The organism is Mesorhizobium sp. B4-1-1 (assembly GCF_006439375.1).
GTDB lineage: Bacteria > Pseudomonadota > Alphaproteobacteria > Rhizobiales > Rhizobiaceae > Mesorhizobium.
On the sequence record NZ_VFTH01000004.1, the window covers coordinates 133323 to 152343 of the forward strand.

The 19021-nt window shown below is 65.8% G+C and carries 17 protein-coding genes; 8 read left to right on the forward strand and 9 right to left on the reverse strand.

All coding sequences use genetic code 11. The features are described from left to right. From FJW10_RS07455 to FJW10_RS07465, 3 genes are read right to left on the reverse strand one after another with little or no spacing between them, the layout of a single operon-like run. Complete coding sequence (locus FJW10_RS07455) at window positions 1-1269, reverse strand: CCA tRNA nucleotidyltransferase (RefSeq protein ID WP_140899519.1); 1269 nt, start codon at window positions 1267-1269, stop codon at window positions 1-3. After that, window positions 1266-1898: a CoA pyrophosphatase gene (locus FJW10_RS07460; RefSeq protein ID WP_140899521.1), complete on the reverse strand. Its 633-nt coding sequence runs from the start codon at window positions 1896-1898 to the stop codon at window positions 1266-1268. The genes FJW10_RS07455 and FJW10_RS07460 overlap by 4 nt, the downstream gene beginning before the upstream one ends. Beyond that, a complete protein-coding gene (locus tag FJW10_RS07465; RefSeq protein ID WP_140899749.1) occupies window positions 1898-2557 on the reverse strand; it encodes a DUF1285 domain-containing protein in 660 nt (219 codons plus the stop codon). The genes FJW10_RS07460 and FJW10_RS07465 overlap by 1 nt, the downstream gene beginning before the upstream one ends. A gap of 154 nt (window positions 2558-2711) precedes the next feature. Here FJW10_RS07465 and FJW10_RS07470 point away from each other — a divergent pair, with 154 nt between their 5' ends. Genes FJW10_RS07470 through FJW10_RS07485 form a run of 4 tightly spaced genes read left to right on the forward strand, consistent with a single transcriptional unit; the run spans window position 2712 to window position 9537 of the window. Beyond that, window positions 2712-3716 (forward strand): MoxR family ATPase, encoded by a 1005-nt coding sequence (locus FJW10_RS07470; protein ID WP_140645742.1) that lies wholly within the window; start codon window positions 2712-2714, stop codon window positions 3714-3716. After that, window positions 3716-4633, forward strand: a complete 918-nt coding sequence (locus tag FJW10_RS07475; protein WP_140899522.1) for a DUF58 domain-containing protein — start codon at window positions 3716-3718, stop codon at window positions 4631-4633. Before FJW10_RS07470 ends, FJW10_RS07475 begins: the two co-directional genes overlap by 1 nt. Beyond that, the gene (locus FJW10_RS07480) at window positions 4630-7446 is read left to right on the forward strand and encodes a DUF4159 domain-containing protein (protein WP_140899524.1); all 2817 of its coding nucleotides are present in this window, start codon (window positions 4630-4632) and stop codon (window positions 7444-7446) included. The genes FJW10_RS07475 and FJW10_RS07480 overlap by 4 nt, the downstream gene beginning before the upstream one ends. 3 nt (window positions 7447-7449) lie before the next feature. Further along, window positions 7450-9537 carry a hypothetical protein gene (locus FJW10_RS07485; RefSeq protein WP_140899526.1) on the forward strand — a complete coding sequence of 696 codons (2088 nt, stop codon included), beginning with the start codon at window positions 7450-7452 and terminating at the stop codon, window positions 9535-9537. Between the two features lie 179 nt (window positions 9538-9716). Here FJW10_RS07485 and clpS read toward each other — a convergent pair whose 3' ends face one another. The 4 genes from clpS to FJW10_RS07505 form a co-directional block, all read right to left on the reverse strand. Then, complete coding sequence (gene clpS / locus FJW10_RS07490) at window positions 9717-10022, reverse strand: ATP-dependent Clp protease adapter ClpS (RefSeq protein WP_140827854.1); 306 nt, start codon at window positions 10020-10022, stop codon at window positions 9717-9719. Between the two features lie 129 nt (window positions 10023-10151). Beyond that, on the reverse strand, window positions 10152-10496 hold the full coding sequence (locus FJW10_RS07495) for a hypothetical protein (protein WP_140899528.1): 345 nt from the start codon (window positions 10494-10496) through the stop codon (window positions 10152-10154). Between the two features lie 148 nt (window positions 10497-10644). Beyond that, window positions 10645-10881 (reverse strand): hypothetical protein, encoded by a 237-nt coding sequence (locus FJW10_RS07500; RefSeq protein ID WP_140827847.1) that lies wholly within the window; start codon window positions 10879-10881, stop codon window positions 10645-10647. 37 nt (window positions 10882-10918) lie between these two features. Next, a complete protein-coding gene (locus tag FJW10_RS07505; protein WP_140827845.1) occupies window positions 10919-11221 on the reverse strand; it encodes a hypothetical protein in 303 nt (100 codons plus the stop codon). Window positions 11222-11459: 238 nt separating this feature from the next. Here FJW10_RS07505 and FJW10_RS07510 point away from each other — a divergent pair, with 238 nt between their 5' ends. The 3 genes from FJW10_RS07510 (at window position 11460) to FJW10_RS07520 (ending at window position 14052) form a co-directional block, all read left to right on the forward strand. Further along, the gene (locus tag FJW10_RS07510) at window positions 11460-12176 is read left to right on the forward strand and encodes a response regulator transcription factor (RefSeq protein WP_140645734.1); all 717 of its coding nucleotides are present in this window, start codon (window positions 11460-11462) and stop codon (window positions 12174-12176) included. Next, entirely contained in the window at window positions 12173-13582 is a 1410-nt protein-coding gene (locus FJW10_RS07515; protein ID WP_140899530.1) for an ATP-binding protein, read from the forward strand. The genes FJW10_RS07510 and FJW10_RS07515 overlap by 4 nt, the downstream gene beginning before the upstream one ends. A 95-nt stretch (window positions 13583-13677) precedes the next feature. Continuing rightward, window positions 13678-14052 (forward strand): YciI family protein, encoded by a 375-nt coding sequence (locus FJW10_RS07520; RefSeq protein ID WP_140827841.1) that lies wholly within the window; start codon window positions 13678-13680, stop codon window positions 14050-14052. A 20-nt stretch (window positions 14053-14072) separates the two neighbouring features. On the opposite strand, the gene FJW10_RS07525 is transcribed toward FJW10_RS07520, so the two are convergent. Both FJW10_RS07525 and FJW10_RS07530 read right to left on the reverse strand, forming a co-directional pair. Next, on the reverse strand, window positions 14073-15551 hold the full coding sequence (locus tag FJW10_RS07525; protein ID WP_140899532.1) for an aspartate aminotransferase family protein: 1479 nt from the start codon (window positions 15549-15551) through the stop codon (window positions 14073-14075). A gap of 84 nt (window positions 15552-15635) precedes the next feature. After that, the gene (locus FJW10_RS07530) at window positions 15636-16721 is read right to left on the reverse strand and encodes a pyridoxal-phosphate dependent enzyme (RefSeq protein ID WP_140899534.1); all 1086 of its coding nucleotides are present in this window, start codon (window positions 16719-16721) and stop codon (window positions 15636-15638) included. A 169-nt stretch (window positions 16722-16890) separates the two neighbouring features. On the opposite strand from FJW10_RS07530, the gene FJW10_RS07535 reads away from it, so the two are divergent. After that, on the forward strand, window positions 16891-18960 hold the full coding sequence (locus tag FJW10_RS07535) for a transcriptional regulator (RefSeq protein WP_246674150.1): 2070 nt from the start codon (window positions 16891-16893) through the stop codon (window positions 18958-18960). The last annotated feature ends 61 nt before the right edge of the window (window positions 18961-19021 follow it).

Below are 19021 nucleotides of genomic sequence, written 5' to 3' on the forward strand. Positions count from 1 at the left end.
CTAAAGCTCCAGCGCCTGCGCGGCGCGTTCCATCAGCGCGCCGCGTTCCAGGGTGAAGCCAGACTCCATCCATTCCTTCTCGAGGTTCTTCAGCGTGGCGCCCAGCTTGGGTCCCGGCGACGCGCCAAGCTCGGTCAGGTCGGCGCCTTTGATCGGGAACACCGGCTTTTCCCATTTCAGCGTGAAATTGAGCAGGCGTGAAAAGCCGCCGGTTTCCATCATCGCCTGATTGTCCTCGACGGCACGCGTCCGCGCGGCGGCAAGCGCCAGACGAATACGGTCGAGATAGCCGTCGCGATCGCCGTAATAGAGTTTCTTGGCCAGTTCGGTCTCGGTCGCCTTGGCATCCGGCGCAACGGTCAGCGCCCAATGCCGCAGGCGATCGGCATCCTCATTCGAAAGTCGCAGCCGCTCGCCAAGCGTCTTCATACGCACGACATCGGGCGGGACGATCGCCTCCAGCCTCAGAACCGGATCGGCGATCCAGCCGAGATCCTCTCCAGCCTTGACCAGGCCATGGATGGCGTCGATGCCCCATTTCTCGCTTTCCGGCAGCACGGCGGTGAGCACGCCAGCCTGTCGCATCCACAAGAGCGCGCGCGAGGGATCCGGAGCCGACAAGAGCTTCTTCAGTTCGGACCAGACGCGTTCGGCCGAAAGTCGCGCAAGCCCATCCTTCAGCCTGGCGCAGGCCTTCAGCCCTTCCGCGTCCGGCCGTCCTTCGCCATACCAGGCAAAGAAGCGGAAAAAGCGCAGAATGCGCAGATAATCCTCGCGGATGCGCGCCTCCGCGTCGCCGATGAAACGCAGCCGCCGCGCTTCGATGTCGGCGATGCCGCCGACCAGGTCGACGACCGTGCCGTCCGCTTCGGCATAGAGGGCGTTGATGGTGAAGTCGCGCCGCTCGGCGTCGGCTTTCCAGTCACGTCCGAAAATCACTTTTGCCCGCCGCCCGTCGGTATCGATATCGGCGCGCAGCGTCGTCACCTCATAGGGCTTGCCGCCCGCGACCACCGTGACCGTGCCGTGATCGATGCCTGTCGGCACCGTCTTGAAGCCGACGGCCTTGGCGCGTCTGATCGTTTCCTCGGGCACCGTGGTCGCGGCAATGTCGACGTCGGCGACCGGTTGGCCGATCAGCGTGTTGCGCACCGCGCCGCCGGCGATACGCGCTTCGTCGCCGCCCTCCTTCAGCACGGCAAGAAGCTTCTGGAGATGCTTTTCGGCCAGCCAATCGGCCCTGCCCGAGAGAGACACCTCAGCGCTCACGCATAGAGCCTTTCATAGAGTGTGCGGACGATGCCGGCGGTGACGCCCCAGATACGCTGGCCGCCATAGGGCATATCGTAGAAGAACCATTCGAGGTCGTTCCAGAAACGGCTGTCGCGCGCGTGGTTGGCGGGGTCCATCAAGAAACTCAGGGGCACCTCGAAGGCCGCATCGACCTCGTCGGCATTGAGCGTCAGCGAAAAACCCGCCCGCACGATGGCAAGCACCGGCACGATGCGGTAGCCGCTGCCGGAGACGTAGTCGGGCATGCGGCCGATGATCTCGATGAAATCCCGCTCGAGGCCGATCTCCTCGAAGGTCTCGCGCAGCGCCGTGGCCTCGGGGCCGGGATCGGTCGGATCGATCGTGCCGCCTGGGAAAGCCACCTGGCCGGAATGGCTGCGCAGCTTCTCGGCGCGCTTGGTGAGCAGCACCATGGCGCCCTCGGCACGGTCGATCACCGGAATCAGCACCGCCGCGGCGCGCAGCGGCTTGACATGTTTGAGCCTGGGATGGCCGGGATTGAAGCGATGGTCGCCGAAATCGTCGCCGGGGACGATCGCCGCCTGCGCCGCGACGCGGGCACGAAAGTCAGCGATCGAAAACTCCGGCGGCGTCACCTGGTCCATCACGCGCTCAGCCGCTTCAGTTTCTCGGCCGGCATGATCGGATAGACCTCGCCGCCCGAGCGGACGGCGAACATCGTCTTTCCGTCGATGTCGATCTCCTCGCCATGCTCGACCAGTTCATACATCACCGGCCGCGCCACCAGCGCCTCCAGCCGTCCGCGCACCAACACATAGGGCTTCAGTCCGCCGGTTTCGTCTTCGTCGACGAAGCGCAGCGGATGGCCGGGGCCGGCGGCGACGACGTCGCCGACATTGGTGCGGAAGGTGATGACCTGGTCGTTCCCACTTCCGGACACGTTCATTTCGACGGCGATGAAGGGCGCGTCGACGACGCGGATCCCGACCCGCTCGACCGGCGTCACAAGATAGGTCTTTCCGTCGGCATCCTTGCGCAGCACGCTGGAAAAGAGCTGCACCAGCGGCATGCGGCCGATCGGCGTGCCGAGATAGAACCAGGTCCCGTCAGCCTTGATCTCCATGTCGAGATCGCCGCAGAAGTCCGGATTCCAGCGCTCGACCGGCGCCGGCCCCTTGCCGGCCCGGGCCGCGCGCGAGATCAGCGCCTCCAGGCCGCGTGCCTCGGTGGCGCCGGTCAGGCTCGGCTCGCCCGGGCTCCGTTCGCCCGGTGTTTGTTCACGATGTTCGCTGCGTTCGGCCATGGTCACGAAATAGTCACTGTTGTCCCGATTGTCAGCCTTGTCCGTCCAAGTCTGTGATTTAAGTTCGAATACAGGCGCCAGGCGAGGCCGAATCGCGGCATTCTGCGGCATTGAGAGTGCAGGCCGGTATTTCCAACCACAAGGATCGAACGGCATGAGCGTGATGATCAAGGAAAGCCCGATCAGCGAAAAAGCGATGATCGAGGAAGCCGAAAAGGCGCTGGCCGACATCTCCAGGGTCCGCGACGCGGTCGGCCGGGTAATCTTCGGCCAGGAGGCGGTCGTCGAGCGCACGCTGGTGGCGCTGCTGGCGGGCGGCCATGCGCTGCTGGTCGGCGTGCCGGGTCTTGCCAAGACCAAGCTGGTCGAAACGCTGGGCATCGTGCTCGGCCTCGATTCGCGCCGCGTCCAGTTCACGCCCGACCTGATGCCGTCGGACATCCTCGGTTCCGAGGTGATGGAGCAGGACGAGTTCGGCAAGCGCTCCTTCCGCTTCATTTCCGGGCCGATCTTCACGCAATTGCTGATGGCCGACGAGATCAACCGCGCCTCACCGCGCACGCAATCGGCGCTGCTGCAGGCGATGCAGGAATATCACGTCACCATCGCCGGCGCCCGCCACGACCTGCCCGCGCCCTTCCACGTGCTTGCGACGCAGAACCCGCTGGAACAGGAAGGCACCTACCCGCTGCCGGAAGCCCAGCTCGACCGCTTCCTGATGCAGGTCGACATCCTCTATCCGGAGATCGAGGCGGAGCGCCGCATCCTGCTCGAAACCACCGGCGTCGACGAAGCCAAGGCCGACAATGTGCTGCAGCCGGCCAGACTGAGGGAAATCCAGACGCTGATCCGCCGCATGCCGGTGCCGGAAAGCGTCGTCGAGGCGATCCTCAAGCTGGTGCGCTCGGCCCGGCCGGGCCAGGGCAATGCCGAAACGGACAAGCACGTCGCCTGGGGGCCGGGTCCTCGCGCCAGCCAGGCGCTCACCCTGTGCGCCCGCGCGCGCGCGCTATATGATGGCAGGTTGGCACCTTCGGTCGACGACGTCCGCGCCTTGGCCGAACCGGTGCTGCAGCATCGCATGGCGCTGACTTTCGCCGCCCGCGCCGAAGGCACTTCCGTGCGTGACGTGGTGGCGAAGCTGGCAAAAGGCATCTGATGGGTCGAATAGGCGAGGTCCAGGCACCGGTTGCGACGCGCGATGCGCTCGCCCGTGGCCGGTTGCGGGCTTCATTGGTGCCGGACCTGTTGGTCGAGGCGCGCCGTATCGTCAACACGGTGATCGCCGGCTGGCACGGCCGCCGCAAGCGCGGCATCGGCGAGAATTTCTGGCAGTTCCGGCCCTATGTCGAAGGCGATTCCTCGCGCATTGACTGGCGGCGCTCCGCCAGGGACGACCACACCTATGTCCGCGATCGCGAATGGGAAGCCGCGCATACCGTCTGGCTCTGGGCCGACCCATCGCCTTCCATGCTCTACAAATCGGCCGGCGCCGGCGTTTCCAAGGAATCGCGCGCGCTGGTGCTGGGGCTCGCCTTGGCCGAGCTTTTGTCGCGCAGCGGCGAGCGCATCGCCTGGCCGGGCCTGACCGACCCGTTCACCGCCCGCAACGGCGCCGAGCGCATCGCCGCCCAGTTGAGCCATGCCGCCGCGCTTCCCGCCAAGCCCGATCTGTCGGCCATCCGCCGTTTCTGCGACATCGTGCTTGTTAGCGATTTCCTCGATCCGGTCGAGGAAACCATGGCCTGGCTCGACGTGCTGGCGCGCCACGGCGTGCGCGCGCATCTGATCGAGGTCGCCGATCCTGCCGAGGAAACCTTCCCCTATGCCGGCCGCACCGAGTTCACCGATCCCGAGACCGGCGACAAGCTGACCGCCGGCCGCGCCGAGATGCTGGCCGAGGAATACCGCCTGCTTTACCGGGCCCGCCGCGAGGAATTGGCCGCCTGGTGCAAGCGTCTTGGCTGGAGCTACACCGTCAACCACACCGACCGTCTCGCCTCCGAGGCGCTGGTGCGCATCCACATGGCGCTGACCGCCGACGGTAGCAATAATGTCGGAAAGGCGGTCGCATGAGTTGGCTGCCGCTTTCCTTCGGGGCGCCCATGGTGCTGTGGGGACTTCTGGCGCTGCCAGTGATCTGGTGGTTGCTGCGACTCACCCCGCCCAAGCCGCAAACGGAAGTGTTCCCGCCGTTGAAAATCCTTGCCCGGGTCCTGAGGCGCGAGGAAACCCCGCAGCAAAGCCCGTGGTGGTTGACGCTGCTTCGGCTGCTGATGGCGGCGCTCGTCGTTATGGCGTTGGCCGAGCCGGTCTTCAATCCGCGCGAAAAACTGCCGGCGGAAGGCGCGGCCCTGGCGCTTGTCATCGACAATGGCTGGGCAAGCGCCGCCGACTGGAACAAGCGCGTGGCCACCGCCGAACGGCTGATCGCCGATGCCGGCTCGAACGGCGTGCCGGTCGTCATCGCCTTCACCGCCGAGAAGCCCAATGCCGAGATCGGCCCCTTCGATGCCTCGGCCGCGCTCGACCATCTGCGCGCTGCAAAGCCCCGGCCGATCCCCACCGACAGGCCCGCCGTCTACGCCCGCGTCGCCGCCGTGTTGGAGCGCCTGCCCGGCGCCAGCGTTGCCGTGCTCGCGGATGGCCTTGCCGCCAAAGGCGACGAGGCCGCTTTCAAGACGCTGCTCGAAAAGAACGCGACACGGCTGGTTTGGGCCATTTCCGACCGGCCTTCGCTGACCGGCCTGATTGGCGCCGACAACCAGGTCGACGGCTTCGCGCTGACCGCCATCCGCGCGCCGGGCGATCCGGCCCCGGCGCAGGTCACCGCGGGCGCCTTCGACGACAAGGGCCGCCGCATCGCCGATGCGACGCTGACCTTCGCGCCGGGCGAGGCCGCGACCACGGCCACGATGGCGGTTCCGTTCGAACTGCGCAACGATTTCGCCTCGATCGCGCTCGACGGCGAGCGCCAGGCCGGCGCCGTGCGGGTGCTGGACGAGAGTTCGAAACGGCGGCGCGTCGGCCTGCTGTCACAGAACGAGGCCGACCAGGCGCAGCCGCTTCTGTCGCCGCTCTACTACATCCGCCGCGCCCTGCAGCCCTTTGCCGACCTGGTCGAGCCGTCGAGCGCCGATCTTGCCGACGCCATTCCGCAGCTTCTCGACCAGAAGCCGGCGATGATCATCATGGCCGATGTCGGCACCATCCCGCAGCAAGTCAAGCAGCGGCTGGTCGACTGGGTCGACAAGGGCGGCACGCTGGTGCGCTTTGCCGGCCCGCGCCTTGCCGCGGCCGGCAATGACGACGACCTTTTGCCGGTCAGGCTGCGCAGCGGCGAGCGCGCGTTGGGCGGCGCGCTGTCGTGGACGACGCCGCAGGCCGTCACCGAATTCCCGAAGAACGGCCCCTTTGCCGACCTTTCACCGCCCTCCGAGGTGACGGTGAGCCGGCAGGTTCTGGCCGAGCCGACGCCCGACATCGTCGAGCGCACCTGGGCCACGCTTGCCGACGGCACGCCGCTGGTGACGGGCATGAAGAAGGACAAGGGCACGCTGGTGCTCTTCCATGTCACGCCCGAGGCGACCTGGTCGAACCTGCCGATCTCCGGCAGCTTCGTCGAGATGCTGCGGCGCGTCGTGCAATTGTCGCGCAACCAGGGCGCTGCGATCGCCAATGCCGAGGCCGCCGCGGCGTCGCTCGCGCCCTACCGCATGATCGGTGCCGACGGCATGCTGACGCCGCCCTCGCCGGATGCGCGGCCGCTGGTGCCCGGCGCCGGTCCGCTGCCGGTAACGCTGGAAAACCCGCCAGGCCTTTACGGTTCGGAGACCGGTGTGTTCGCGCATAATCTTCTCAACGCTTCGAGCACATTAGCGCCGCTGGCGCGTCCGCAGGTTTCGCTGCCGGTGACAACCGTCCCCTATGCCTTCGACGAATCGGAGAACCTCAAAGGGCCTTTGGTCGCCATCGCGCTCCTTTTGATGGTGCTCGACACTTTGGCCGTGTTCTGGATGGGCGGCCTGCTGACGCGCCGGCCGCGCCGCGCGGCCGTGACGGCCGCAGCCGCCGCTCTCGTGCTGGGTGGGCTCTTCGGCCACGCCGACCTTGCCCGCGCCGACGATTCGAAGCCGGGCGACACCCAGGCGATCGAGGACATCTCGAAAACCCGCATGGCCTATGTGATCACCGGCGAGCCCGGCGTCGATTCGATCAGCCGCGCCGGCCTCGAAGGCCTCACGCGCTTCCTCATCGAGAAGACCGCGCTTGAGCCCGGTCCGCCGGCCGGCGTCGACATCGCCAAGGACGAGCTGTCCTTCTTTCCGCTGATCTATTGGCCGATCGACGCGTCGGCGCCCATGCCCAGCCAGGCGGCGATCGCTCGCATCGACGCCTATATGCAGCAGGGCGGTACGGTTCTGTTCGATACGCGCGACCAGTTTTCAAACGGCATCGGCGCCGGCTCGGCGAGCCCGGCGACCGAGCGGCTGCGCGACATCCTCGGCAATCTCAACGTGCCGCCGCTGGAGCCGGTGCCTTCGGATCACGTGCTGACCAAATCCTTCTTCATCCTTCCGGAGTTCCCCGGCCGCTTCAACGGCAGCCCACTCTGGGTCGAGGCCTCGCTCGACGCCAGCAACACCGAGAACCGCCCGGTGCGCACCGGCGACGGCGTCTCGCCGATCATGATCACCGCCAATGATTTCGCCGGCGCCTGGGCCATCGACGAGAACGGCGATCCGATGCTGCCGACCGTGCCGCCGGATCCGATGCAGCGCGTCTATGCGCTGCGCGCCGGCGTCAACATCATGATGTACATGCTGACCGGCAATTACAAATCCGACCAGGTGCATGTGCCCGTGCTGCTCGAACGGCTGGGGCAGTAGGTCATGAACTGGTCGATCTCCTTCGAACCGCTGGTTTCCTGGCCGCTTTTTGGCCTGCTCTTCGTGCCGTTGCTGCTGCTGGCGCTGGTCGGCCTGTGGTTCCGCCAACGCGGCTCAGCGCTGCGCTTCATCGCGCTGCTCGCGCTTGCCGCGGCATTGCTCAACCCGGTGTTCCTCGCCGAGGAACGCGAGGCGCTGAAGAGCGTCGTCGCTCTCATCGTCGATCGCAGCCAGAGCCAGGACATCGGCGACCGCGCCAAGCAGACCGACGAGGCGCTAGCCGGGTTGCAGCAGCGTCTTGCCCGCTTTAAGCAGTTCGATGTCCGTGTTGTCGAGGCCGGCAAGTCCGAAGCCGCCGACGAGCGCACCGAAACCAGGCTGTTCAGCGCGCTGGAGGGCACTTTCCGCGACGTGCCGCCGTCGCGCATCGGCGGCGCGGTCATGATCACCGATGGTGAGGTGCATGATGCGCCGGCCGGCGCACCGGAGTTCAACGCGCCGCTGCATGCGCTGATCACCGGCAACGAGCACGAGAAGGACCGCCGCATCCGCTTCGAGAACGCGCCGCGCTTCGGCCTCGTCGGCAAGCCGCTCGACATGACCTACCGCGTCATTTCGACGGAAGGCGATGGCGCTCCGGTGGACGTGCGTGTCTCGGTGAATGGCGAGCAGGTCTCGGTCGAGCACGCGACCGTCGGCCAGCCGATGAAGCTCTCGGTCACCATACCCAATGCCGGCCGCAACATCGTCCAGCTCGGCATCGACCGGGAGCCCGGCGAACTGACCGACGCCAACAACCGGGCGATCGCTTTGGTCGACGGCATCCGCGAGAACCTGCGCGTGCTCTTGGTTTCCGGCGAGCCGCATGCCGGCGAGCGCACCTGGCGCAACCTTTTGAAGTCGGACGCATCGGTCGATCTCGTCCACTTCACCATTCTGCGCCCGCCGGAAAAGCAGGACGGCACGCCGATCAACGAGCTGTCGCTGATCGCTTTCCCGACGCGCGAGTTGTTCGTCGAGAAGATCAAGGATTTCGACCTGATCATCTTCGACCGCTACCAGCACCGCGACGTGCTGCCGATCCTCTATTACGACTACATCTCCGAATATGTCGAAAAGGGCGGCGCGCTGCTGATTGCCGCCGGTCCCGAATATGCCGGCGAAAACTCCATTGCCCGCACGCCGCTGAACGCCGCGCTGCCGGCCATGCCGACCGGCGAGGTGGTGGACAAGGCCTTCTATCCGCGCCTGACCGATCTCGGCCAGCGCCATCCGGTCACGCGCGGTCTCGACGGCTCGGCGAGCGAGCCGCCGCATTGGAGCCGCTGGTTCCGCACCATCGGCGTCAAGAACCCGCAAGGCGAAGTGGTGATGAAAGGCGCCGACAACCGGCCCCTGCTCCTGCTCGACCGCAAGGGCGAAGGCCGTGTCGGCATGCTCCTCTCCGACCAGGGCTGGCTGTGGGCGCGCGGCTTCGAGGGCGGTGGACCGCATGTCCAGCTTTACCGCCGCATCGCCCACTGGCTGATGAAGGAGCCGGAACTGGAAGAGGAGCGGCTGACCGCCGACGGCCGCGGCATGATGCTTGAAATCCGCCGCCAGACGATGAGCGACGATCCCGGTCCCGCCCAGGTCATCACGCCATCCGGCAAGGCGGTGACGGTCAAGCTCGAGAAAGCCGAGCCCGGCATCTTCACCGGTAGCCTGCAAACCGGCGAGATAGGCCTTTACCAGATCGGCAATGGCGACCTTACCGCGCTTGCCCATGTCGGCCCGATCAACGCGCCGGAATTTTCCGACGTGATCTCGACCGAGGATAGGCTGAAGGCGCCTGCCGAGGCGACCGGCGGCAGCGTGCGGCGGCTGGCCCCGTCGTCGACGCTCGGCAATCTCGCCGGCGGCGTGACGCTGCCGTCGATCATCCCTGTCCGCTCTTCCGCGGCCGCTTCGGGCGACGATTGGATCGGCCTGCGCACCACCGACGACAGCACGCTCAAGGCCGTGTCGCGCGTGCCTCTGTTCGGCGGCTTCCTCGGCCTCGGCCTGCTGCTGCTCGCCATCGGCTCGATGTGGTATCGCGAAGGGCGGTAGGCTCTTCACCTCTCCCCTTGCGGGAGAGGTCGGATTGCCTCGATTTGTCCTTCACAAATCGGTTGGCAATCCGGGTAAGGGGATAGTTGGCGCCAAGCTGGAACACCCCTCATTCGTCTCTGCGCTGCGCGCCGATCCACCTTCTCCCGCAAGGGGAGAAGGAAAAGAGCGCCCTGCCCCTACTCTTCCGGTTCTGTCGTGAACAGCAGCGGATAGCCCTTGGCCTTGCCGGCGTCGGTCGCCCGCGTCGCCTTGGTCTCGGCGACATCGCGCGTAAACACCGCAACGACGCACACGCCGCGCATATGCGCGGTGATCATGACGCGGTGCGCCTGATCCTCGCTGAGCTTGAATTCGCCCTTGAGCACGGTCACGACGAACTCGCGCGGCGTGAAATCGTCATTGACGAGGATGACCTTGTAGAGCTTCGGCCGCTCGGTCTTCGGCTGCGGCTTGGTACGGGGTTTGTTGACGGTTTCGGGCATCGGATCCGGCAGCGAGAATTGGGCTCTCTCGCTCTCACTTTGTCACGTAGGAAATCATACGTCCAACTGCGCGCGCGGATATCGCCGGCCTGGACGATCAACCCTATGTGGGTAAGCGCTGCCGATGGGTCAACGGCCCTGGCGCCCGAATGGGCGGCGCATCGCGGTGCCGGATCTGCCGGAGCCGGCGTCGCCATCCATGCCGGAGCCGCGTTCCATGAAGGCAAATAATATCCAGCCGGCCAATCCGATCAGCGTCATGCCGGTCAGCACGATGAGGATCCAGGACTGCGCCGGGGTGATGTAGTCGAAGCTCGAGGAGATGGCGGGCGCGAAGAGCTCGGGTTCGGTCCTGCCGCTGGCGGGATCCAGCACGGGGCTTGCGGTAAAGATGATCAACGATCGTGCGGCCGCGGTGGCGATCAGGCCGCCAAGCATCAGCGAACGCATCCGGGACGAAAACCGCTTCTTCATGCGGATTGTCCTAAAGCACCGGCATTGCGATCGGGTTAAGCATTGGACTGGGTGCGGCTAGAGCCTGCCGGTTTCCGGCTTTTGCCGCCAGTAAGCCGCTCCTGCCGAAGCCGGAGCGGCTTTGTAGAATAGGATGCCGAGGCCTGGATCAGGTCTTCGGGGCGTCCTTCTTGACGACCTTCTTCGCAGCCTTCTTGTGCTTCTTGACGGTCTTCTTGGCAACTTTCTTCATCGGCTTCGCGGTGCTGTCGGCCGGAGCAGCCGTGGTGGTCGCGGTCGAGGCAGCCGGGGCGGCGGTGGTCGTGGCGGCGGCGTTGCCGAGCGCCGGCATCGCGAAAGCGAGAGCAACACCGAGGCCGAGGGCGGAGAGGATGGACTTCTTCATGGCTTCATTTCCTTTTTCTTGCAGGCCTGGATGAGCGTCACTGAACGGGATCGATCGGTGTCACTCCAAGCAGCTTCAAAGCGTTTGCGAGCATCCGGATTCCCTGTGCCTGTTTCTTGTTGGCGCAGAACCGGTTTCCCTTTCTTTGCAGTGCTTTCGCCGCGGTGACCTGCGTTGCCGCGGCATGGGTTTCGAGGGCTTCGTCAACCTGACGGCTCAGATTGGTGCAACGCTCGGTCCGGGTGAGCGGCGCGACCTTAGCGGAGGAGGCGCCGGTCGCTGCTGTGATGAGCGATATGCTGAGCAAAGCACCCGTCACGCTGATCCAGAACCTGTGCATTGGTCTTGTCCGTTACTCCGGAAACTTGCGTCGCAGCCGATGACCTGACCGCCACGGCACCGGTTATGCCCTTGAAATTTTTCACCAGTTTTTCCCGACTGTAGAATTTTGTTTCTGGATTGTTTCTGGGGAATCCGGCCGGCGCGACGATCGTGGCCACTGGCCAAGATGTGGCCCGAATTCTATCGTGTGGGTGTTTAGCGAAGGGATATCCGGCAAACAGAATGATAGGTCTCGAGTGAAATCCGATGCACACATACTGATCGTCGACGACGACAAGGGCATACGCGACCTGCTGCAGGAGTTCTTCCAGAAGCGCGGCCTGCACACGACGGTGGCTGCCGACGGCATCGAAATGGAAGCGGTCCTGCGCCGCACGCCGGTGGACCTGATCGTTCTCGACGTGATGCTGCCCGGCAAAAGCGGGCTTGAGCTTTGCCGCGAGATCCGCGCCAACTACACCACGCCGATCATCATGCTGACCGCGGTCACTGAAACGACCGACCGCGTTGTGGGCCTTGAAATGGGCGCCGACGACTACGTGCCCAAGCCGTTCGACCCGCGCGAGCTTTTGGCCCGCATCCGCGCGGTGCTGCGGCGCAACGGCAGCGCCGAGCCGCGTCGCCCCACGGCCAAGCAGATTTACCGCTTTGCCGGCTGGACCATGGATTGCGCGAGGCGCCGCCTGACGGCGCCCGACGACGTCCGGGTGGAACTGACGATGGCGGAGTTCAACCTGCTGCAGACCTTCGTCAAGAGCGCGCAGCGCGTGCTTACCCGCGAGCAACTGATTGAGCTCTCCGGCGGCGACACCGGCTACAGCTTCGACCGCAGCGTCGACATTCTGGTGAGCCGCCTGCGCCGCAAGATGGAAGACGATCCCAAGACGCCGAAACTGATCCTGACCGTGCGCAGCGGCGGCTATCAGTTCCTGCCCGAGACGACGTCCGAATGAGACGCTTCCTGCCGCAGACACTGCCGGTCTGGGTGCTGCTCATCGTCATTGCCGGCCTCATGCTCAGCCAGGTGACGACGCTCTACATCGTGGCGCGCGACCGGGCGGCCGCCAACAGCGTCGTCGATCTCTACCGGTTGAACGACCGCGCCTATTCGCTGGTGCAGCTGATGCATGACGCCACGCCCGAAGAGCGCAAGGCGACCGCGTCCGGCCTGTTCAACTCGACCTATGCGCTGACGGTTTCGGACACGCCCGCCGTCACCTCTTCGATCGCCGGCGACGACCAGCTTGCCGAGTTGGAGGACATCCTGGTCGGCCGCCTGTCGAAGTTCGGCATCACCGATGCGCGCGTGCGGCGCGATCCGGCCACCCAGGAGGCCGATGTCCCCGATGGCCGGGCGGTGAACAAGGATGTCGGCCAGGTCGAGCGCGACCTGCTGGTCCTGGCCGCGGATTTCGCGCAGAGCGACAAACTGACCGCCTCCCTGCGCTTTTCCGACGGCCAGTGGCTGAATTTCACCGAGCCGATCACGCCGGCGGGACCTATTCTCAGCCTCGACAGCCTGCCGCTCTATTCGCTGATCGCCGGTTTGATCGTGGTCATGTCGATATGGTCGCTGCGCCGGCTGACCGCGCCCTACCGGATGATGGAAACGGCGGTGACCCGCATCGGCAATGACCTGAAAAGCCCGCCGATCGCCGAAAGCGGCAGCCGCGAGATCCGCGCCGCGGCAAAGGCGATCAACGCCATGCAGATGCGGCTGCGCGATTATGTCGAAGACCGCGAGCACCTCGCGGCGGCGCTGGCGCATGATCTGCGCACGCCGCTGACCCGGATGCGCCTGCGCCTCGAACTGCTGCGCAGGTCGCCGGCGCGCGAGGCGCTGGCGCACGACCTTGCCGACATCGAAAGCATCGCGAGCTCGGTCATAGACTTCGCCAAATTCGAGGTGACCGAAGAAAAGGCCGAGCGGATCGATTTCTGGTCGCTGGTGGAATCGGTCGCGGACTCCTTCGACGGCGCATCCTTCGACGAAGACGTTGTCCCGTCGCGCGGGCTGATCTGCATCGCGCGGCCGGTGGCGCTGCGGCGCTGCATCACCAATCTCATCCAGAACGCGGTGACCTACGGCAAGAAGGCGCATCTCGGCGTGCGGCGATCGGGCGACACGATCACGCTCTCGATCCGCGACGAAGGCCCGGGCATCCCGCAGGCGAAGCTGGACGCGGTGTTCGGCTCCTTCGTGCGGCTGGAGGAATCGCGCAACCGCACCACCGGCGGCCTCGGCCTCGGCCTCACCATCGCCCGCAACATCGCCCGCGGCGCGGGCGGCGAGGTCGATCTTTCCAACTACCCTGGAGGCGGCCTGCTGACGGAGCTGCGGCTACCGGTGGCAGCTTGAGTCAGGAGCGGCCTCAGTCCGCCGTCCGCGCCTCTGGATCAGCCGAACCATCCTTGTGATAGTGCGGTCCGCCTGACCACGAGGGAGACACGCCCATGTTCTACGCCGTCCTCGCCTATCACGTCGAAGACACTGTGCAGTCCTGGACGCCCGACGAGGATGCGGCGCTGATGAAGGACCTGCTCGAGGTCAACGACAGGCTGACTCGCGACGGCAAGCTCGGGCCGGCGGCGCGGCTGGCCGCGACCGCACAGGCTGTGACGTTGCGCGGTCCGGGCGACGGCATGGTGATCGACGGTCCCTTCGCCGAGACCAAGGAGCAGTTGCTCGGCCTCTATGTCCTCGACTGTGCGAACCAGGACGAGGCGATCGCCGCCGTGCGCGATCTCAAGCGCGTCAACCCAAGCGCCGTCTACGAGATCCGACCGATCGCGCTTTATCTGCCCGGCGCGCCGCTGACGGTAAGCTGAGACAGGTTCCCGAGCATGCTTCAGGCCGGTGTCGCGGCCTCGATTTCCCGTCCCAGCCGGAGCATCTCGCCGACCACCAGGTCGAGATCGTCGCGGCGCGTGCGGTGATTGGCAATCGCCACCCTCAGGCAGTGCCGGCCGTGCACGGTCGTGTCGGACAGGGCCGCGATGCCCTCCTCCTGGAGTCTCAGCATGATCTCGGTGTTGAAAGCCTTGAGCCGCTCTTCGGACGCGCCCGCCAGCCGGTGGCGGAAGCTGACGATGTTGATGGTGGTCGGCGCCAACAGCTCCAGCGTCGGCTCAGCCTCGATCAACCCGGTCAGGTAGCGAGCCTGGGCGATGTTCTGGTCGATCAGCCGGCCGAACTTTTCGACGCCGTGCTCCTTTAGCGCCATCCAGATTTTGAGCGCCCGGAAGCCCCGCGATGTCTGCAAGCCGTAATCGTGAAGCCACTCTCCGGACGCGAGGCCGCGCGGCGTCGATTCCAGATATTCCGGCGTGACGGCGAATGTGTTGCGGTGCGCGGATGCGTCCCGCACCAGCGCGCAGCCGGCTTCGAACGGCGCGTGCAGCCATTTGTGCGGATCGAGCGCGATGGAATCCGCCCGCTCGATGCCTGCGACGAGCGATCGGCTCTCGGGCGCGATCGCGATCAGCGCCCCGATACAGCCGTCGACATGGAACCAGAGGTCCTCTTCGTCCGCCACGCTCGCCAGCGCCTGAAGATCGTCGACGGCGCCGGTGTTGACGGTCCCGGCGGTGCCGATCACGCAGGCCGGCTTGAACCCCGCCGCGCGGTCCTCCGCGATTGCCGACTTGAGCGCGGCGATATCGATGCGCAGGCCTGCATCGGTCGGGATCCGCCGCAGCGCCCGATTGCCGAGGCCCAGCGCCTCCATGGCCTTGCGATGACAGGAATGCACCTGGTCCGAGGCGTAATAGCGCAGCGGCCTGGGGATGGCGCCGACGCCACGTTCACGCACATCGACGCCTGCCTTTACGTTGCGCGCCACGGTCAGGCCGATGATGTTGGCCATCGAGCCGCCGCTGACCAGCGTGCCGCTGGCAGAGGCCGGGAAGCCGACCATCTCCTTCATCCAGTTGACGACCTGGCTGTCGATCAGTCCGGCGGCGTGGTTGCCGCCGCCGAGATTGGAACCCTGGATCGCCGCCAGGAAGTCGCCGAGCGCGCCGGTGAAGTTGCTGGACCCCATGTACCAGGACCAGAAACGCGGATGGACGTTACCCATCGGGTAAGGCATCAAATTGCGGGCGACGTCGTCATAGACGTCGGCCACCGGCGCCGGCGAGCGCGGCAACGGTGCGCCGAAGAATGCCCGCACCTCGGTCGGCATCCCGCGCCAGACCGGCCGGTCGCGGACATCCTTGAGATAGGCGATGGCATCGTCGAGGATCCGGTGCGAGAGCGCTCCCACATCGGTCCAATCCGGCGGATCAAGCGTTTCTTCCGCGTTCGTCGCTTCCTGAAATGTATCCATCTCGCCTCTCCCGCCGGCGCGGGTCGACCCGCGCGTAAAAGAATGACGCCGCCATGCGGGGGGGCGGCGTCGCGGTCGGTGTTGTCAGGCTTCGAACTGGCAGCTTGGCGTCGAACGCGACAGCGCCGTTTCCTCGGCGTCCATGTCGGCCTCGATGCCATCGAAGAGCGGCGTCGACATGTAGCGCTCACCTGTGTCGGGCAGCATGCACAGGATCACCGACCCGGCCGGTGCCTTGCCCGCGATTTGCCGCGCCACGGCGAACGTCGCGCCGCCCGAAATGCCTGTGAAGATGCCTTCCTGCTGCGCCAGCGCCTTCGCCCATTTGATGCCTTCGGGACCGGAGATCGGCACCACCTCGTCATAGTAGCGCTGGTCGATCGCCTCCTGCAGCACGTTGGGGATGAAGTCCGGCGTCCAGCCCTGGATTGGATGCGGCTCGAAGGCCGGGTGGCTGGCGGCCGGCGCGCCGCCGGTGCCGCGCTCTTGGCGCTTGCCGCTGCCGATCAGCTGCGCGTTCGCCGGTTCGGTCAGCACGATCTTGACCTCCGGCCGCTCTCGGCGCAGCACACGGCCGACGCCGGCAACCGTGCCGCCGGTGCCGTAGCCGGTGACCAGATAGTCGAGGCGCGACCCGGCAAAATCATTGATGATCTCGCGCGCCGTCGTCGCCTCATGGATGGCGGCATTGGCCTCTGTCTCGAACTGGCGCGCCAGGAACCAGCCATTGGCTTCGGCGAGCTCGACCGCTTTCTTGTACATGCCGAAACCCTTCTGGGCGCGCGGTGTCAACACCACCTTGGCGCCAAGCATGCGCATCAGCTTGCGCCGCTCGATGGAGAAGCTGTCGGCCATCGTCACCACCAGCGGATAGCCTTTCTGCGCACAGACCATGGCAAGGCCGATGCCGGTGTTGCCGCTCGTCGCCTCCACCACCGTCTGGCCGGGCTTGAGCTTACCGCTGCGCTCGCCTTCCTCGATGATGTTGAGCGCCAGCCGGTCCTTGACCGAGGCCGCCGGATTGAAGAACTCGGCCTTCACATAGATCGTCGCGTGACCCGGCCCGAGATTGTTGACGCGGATGACCGGCGTGTCGCCGACGGTATCGAGAATGCTGTCGAACAGCCGGCCGCGCCCGGACGTGGTTCTGATCTTCAATTGATGCAACATGGCTTTCTCCTCGATGTCCTCACGTGCCGGTTACAGACCGGCAGCTTTGGCGGCGCGGTTTCGACACCTGGCCGCGATAGGTCGCTTGATCTGCCGCAAAAGCGGCAACGGCGGCGTCCGGCGCGGAATGGGGCTGCCGGCTGCCTCCTGTCGTCTTTGGTGATAGAATATGGACCAACTGGCCAGCGTTGGAGAAAGCGTGGAAACATACGTGGAATCCACCCGATCGAGCCTGCCCGTCCCCGTAGGCCTGTCCGTGAGGCTGCTCGGGCAACTGACGGTTGCCCGCGATGGGGTGCCCGTTACCTTGCCCTCGTCGCGCAAGCTGCGCGCGCTGCTTGCCTATCTGGCGCTGGCGCCCCACCCTGTCAGCCGCAGCCGCCTTTGCGAACTTTTCTGGGACGTGCCCAACGATCCGCGCGGCGAGTTGCGCTGGTGCCTGAGCAAGCTGCGCGTCGCGCTTGACGACCCGGATCGGCGCCGGGTCGAAACCCATGGCGATACGGTGTCGCTTCGCCTCGACGATGTCCATGTGGACGCGCTGGATGCCGCCGCGGCGGTGGCCGAAGGTGTCGAGACGCTCGATCTCATGCGGTTACAGGCGCTTTCGCAACATTTCGCCGGCGACTTTCTCGACGGTCTTGAGCTCGATCGCAGCCCGCATTTCGGCAGTTGGCTGACGGCGCAGCGCCGCCGTTTCAGCGCGTGCCATGTCGCCGTCCTGGAGCACATCATCGGTCTTGTCCCGCCCGGAGCCGACGAGGCCGGCGCCTATATCGACAAATGGCTGGAGCTCGCGCCCTTCGATGGCCGTGCGCATGTGGCGCTGCTGGAAAATCTGGCCAGGCGCGGACAGATCGGCGCCGGCGAGGAGCATCTTGCCACGGCGGCGGAGCTGTTCCACTCGGAAGAGCTGGATTTCACGCCATTGCGCGAGGCGTGGCAGGAGATAAGAGCCCGGAACGCCGGCGCCACGCCATGTGCCAGATCCGGGCCGGCTTTCCCGGTCTCGGAGCCGCCCGTCGCCGTTATCGAATCCGAGCCTGTTGCGACACGCCGGGCGTCGCTCGCGGTGATGCCGTTTGCGGAGAGCGCCGGCGCTGGCGGCTTCCGCGGCGGCCTCGCCGACGGCCTCACGCATGACATCATCACGCGGCTTGCCAAGCTTCGCGATTTCTTCGTCATCGCCCGCGGCTCGGTCTTCGCGCTCGCCGAGAAGAACATTGCGCCGGAAGATGCCGGACGCAGGCTGAATGTAGACTATGTCACGACGGGCTCGGTGCGCAGCCTGCCGGGCCGTATCGTCGTTTCCATTGAGCTTGTAGAGGTGCGCACGGCGAGAATCGTCTGGGCCGAGACCTTCGAGCACAATCCCGACGACGTCTTCATCGTCATCGAGGATATCGGCAACAGCATCGTCTCCTCGATCGCCGCCGAGATCGCGACGGTGGAGCGCAACCGCGCATTGCTGAAAGCGCCAAACTCGCTCAATGCCTGGGAAGCCTATCATCGTGGTCTCTGGCACATGTATCGCTTCACCCGCCAGGAAAACGAGCTGGCGCAGCATTTCTTCGGCGAGGCGTTGAAGCTCGATCCCACTTTCGCGCGCGCCTATGCCGGCATGTCCTTCACCCATTGGCAGAATGCCTTCCAGCGCTGGGGTGAGCGCGATCGCGAGGCCGCGCTTGCCTTCGAAAGCGCCGGCCGGAGCCTTTTGGTCGACGACCGCAACCCGGCCGCCCATTGGGCCATGGGGCGGGCGCTGTGGCTGCGCGGCGAGCAGGACGGTTCATTGCTCGAGCTGGCGAGCGCCGTCGACCTCAGCCCCAATTTCGCGCTCGGCCACTATGCGCTGTCCTTCGTCCATTCGCAGTCGGGCGACCCGCAATCGGCGATCGGTTCGTCCGATCATTCGCGTCATCTCAGCCCCTTCGATCCGCTGCTGTTCGGCATGATGGGCGCCCGCGCCATGGCGCATGCGCGGCTCGGCGAATACAACGAGGCAGCGGAATGGGCGCTGAAGGCGGCCGCGAGGCCAAACGCTCATGTCATCATCCTGGCGATCGCCGCCCATTGCCTGGCGCTGGCCGGCCGGCGGGACGAGGCCCGGAATTACGCCGCCATGATCCGCAACACCTTTCCGAATTATCGCGCCGACGACTTCATCGCGACGTTCCGTTTCGACCGGGATGGTGAGGCTCTCTTCCGGAATGGCGCGAAGCTGATCGGGCTGAATTGAATCCAATCGGGCCTAATGCATGTCGCGCAAAAGTGTGCAGCGGTTTTGCGATAACGACACG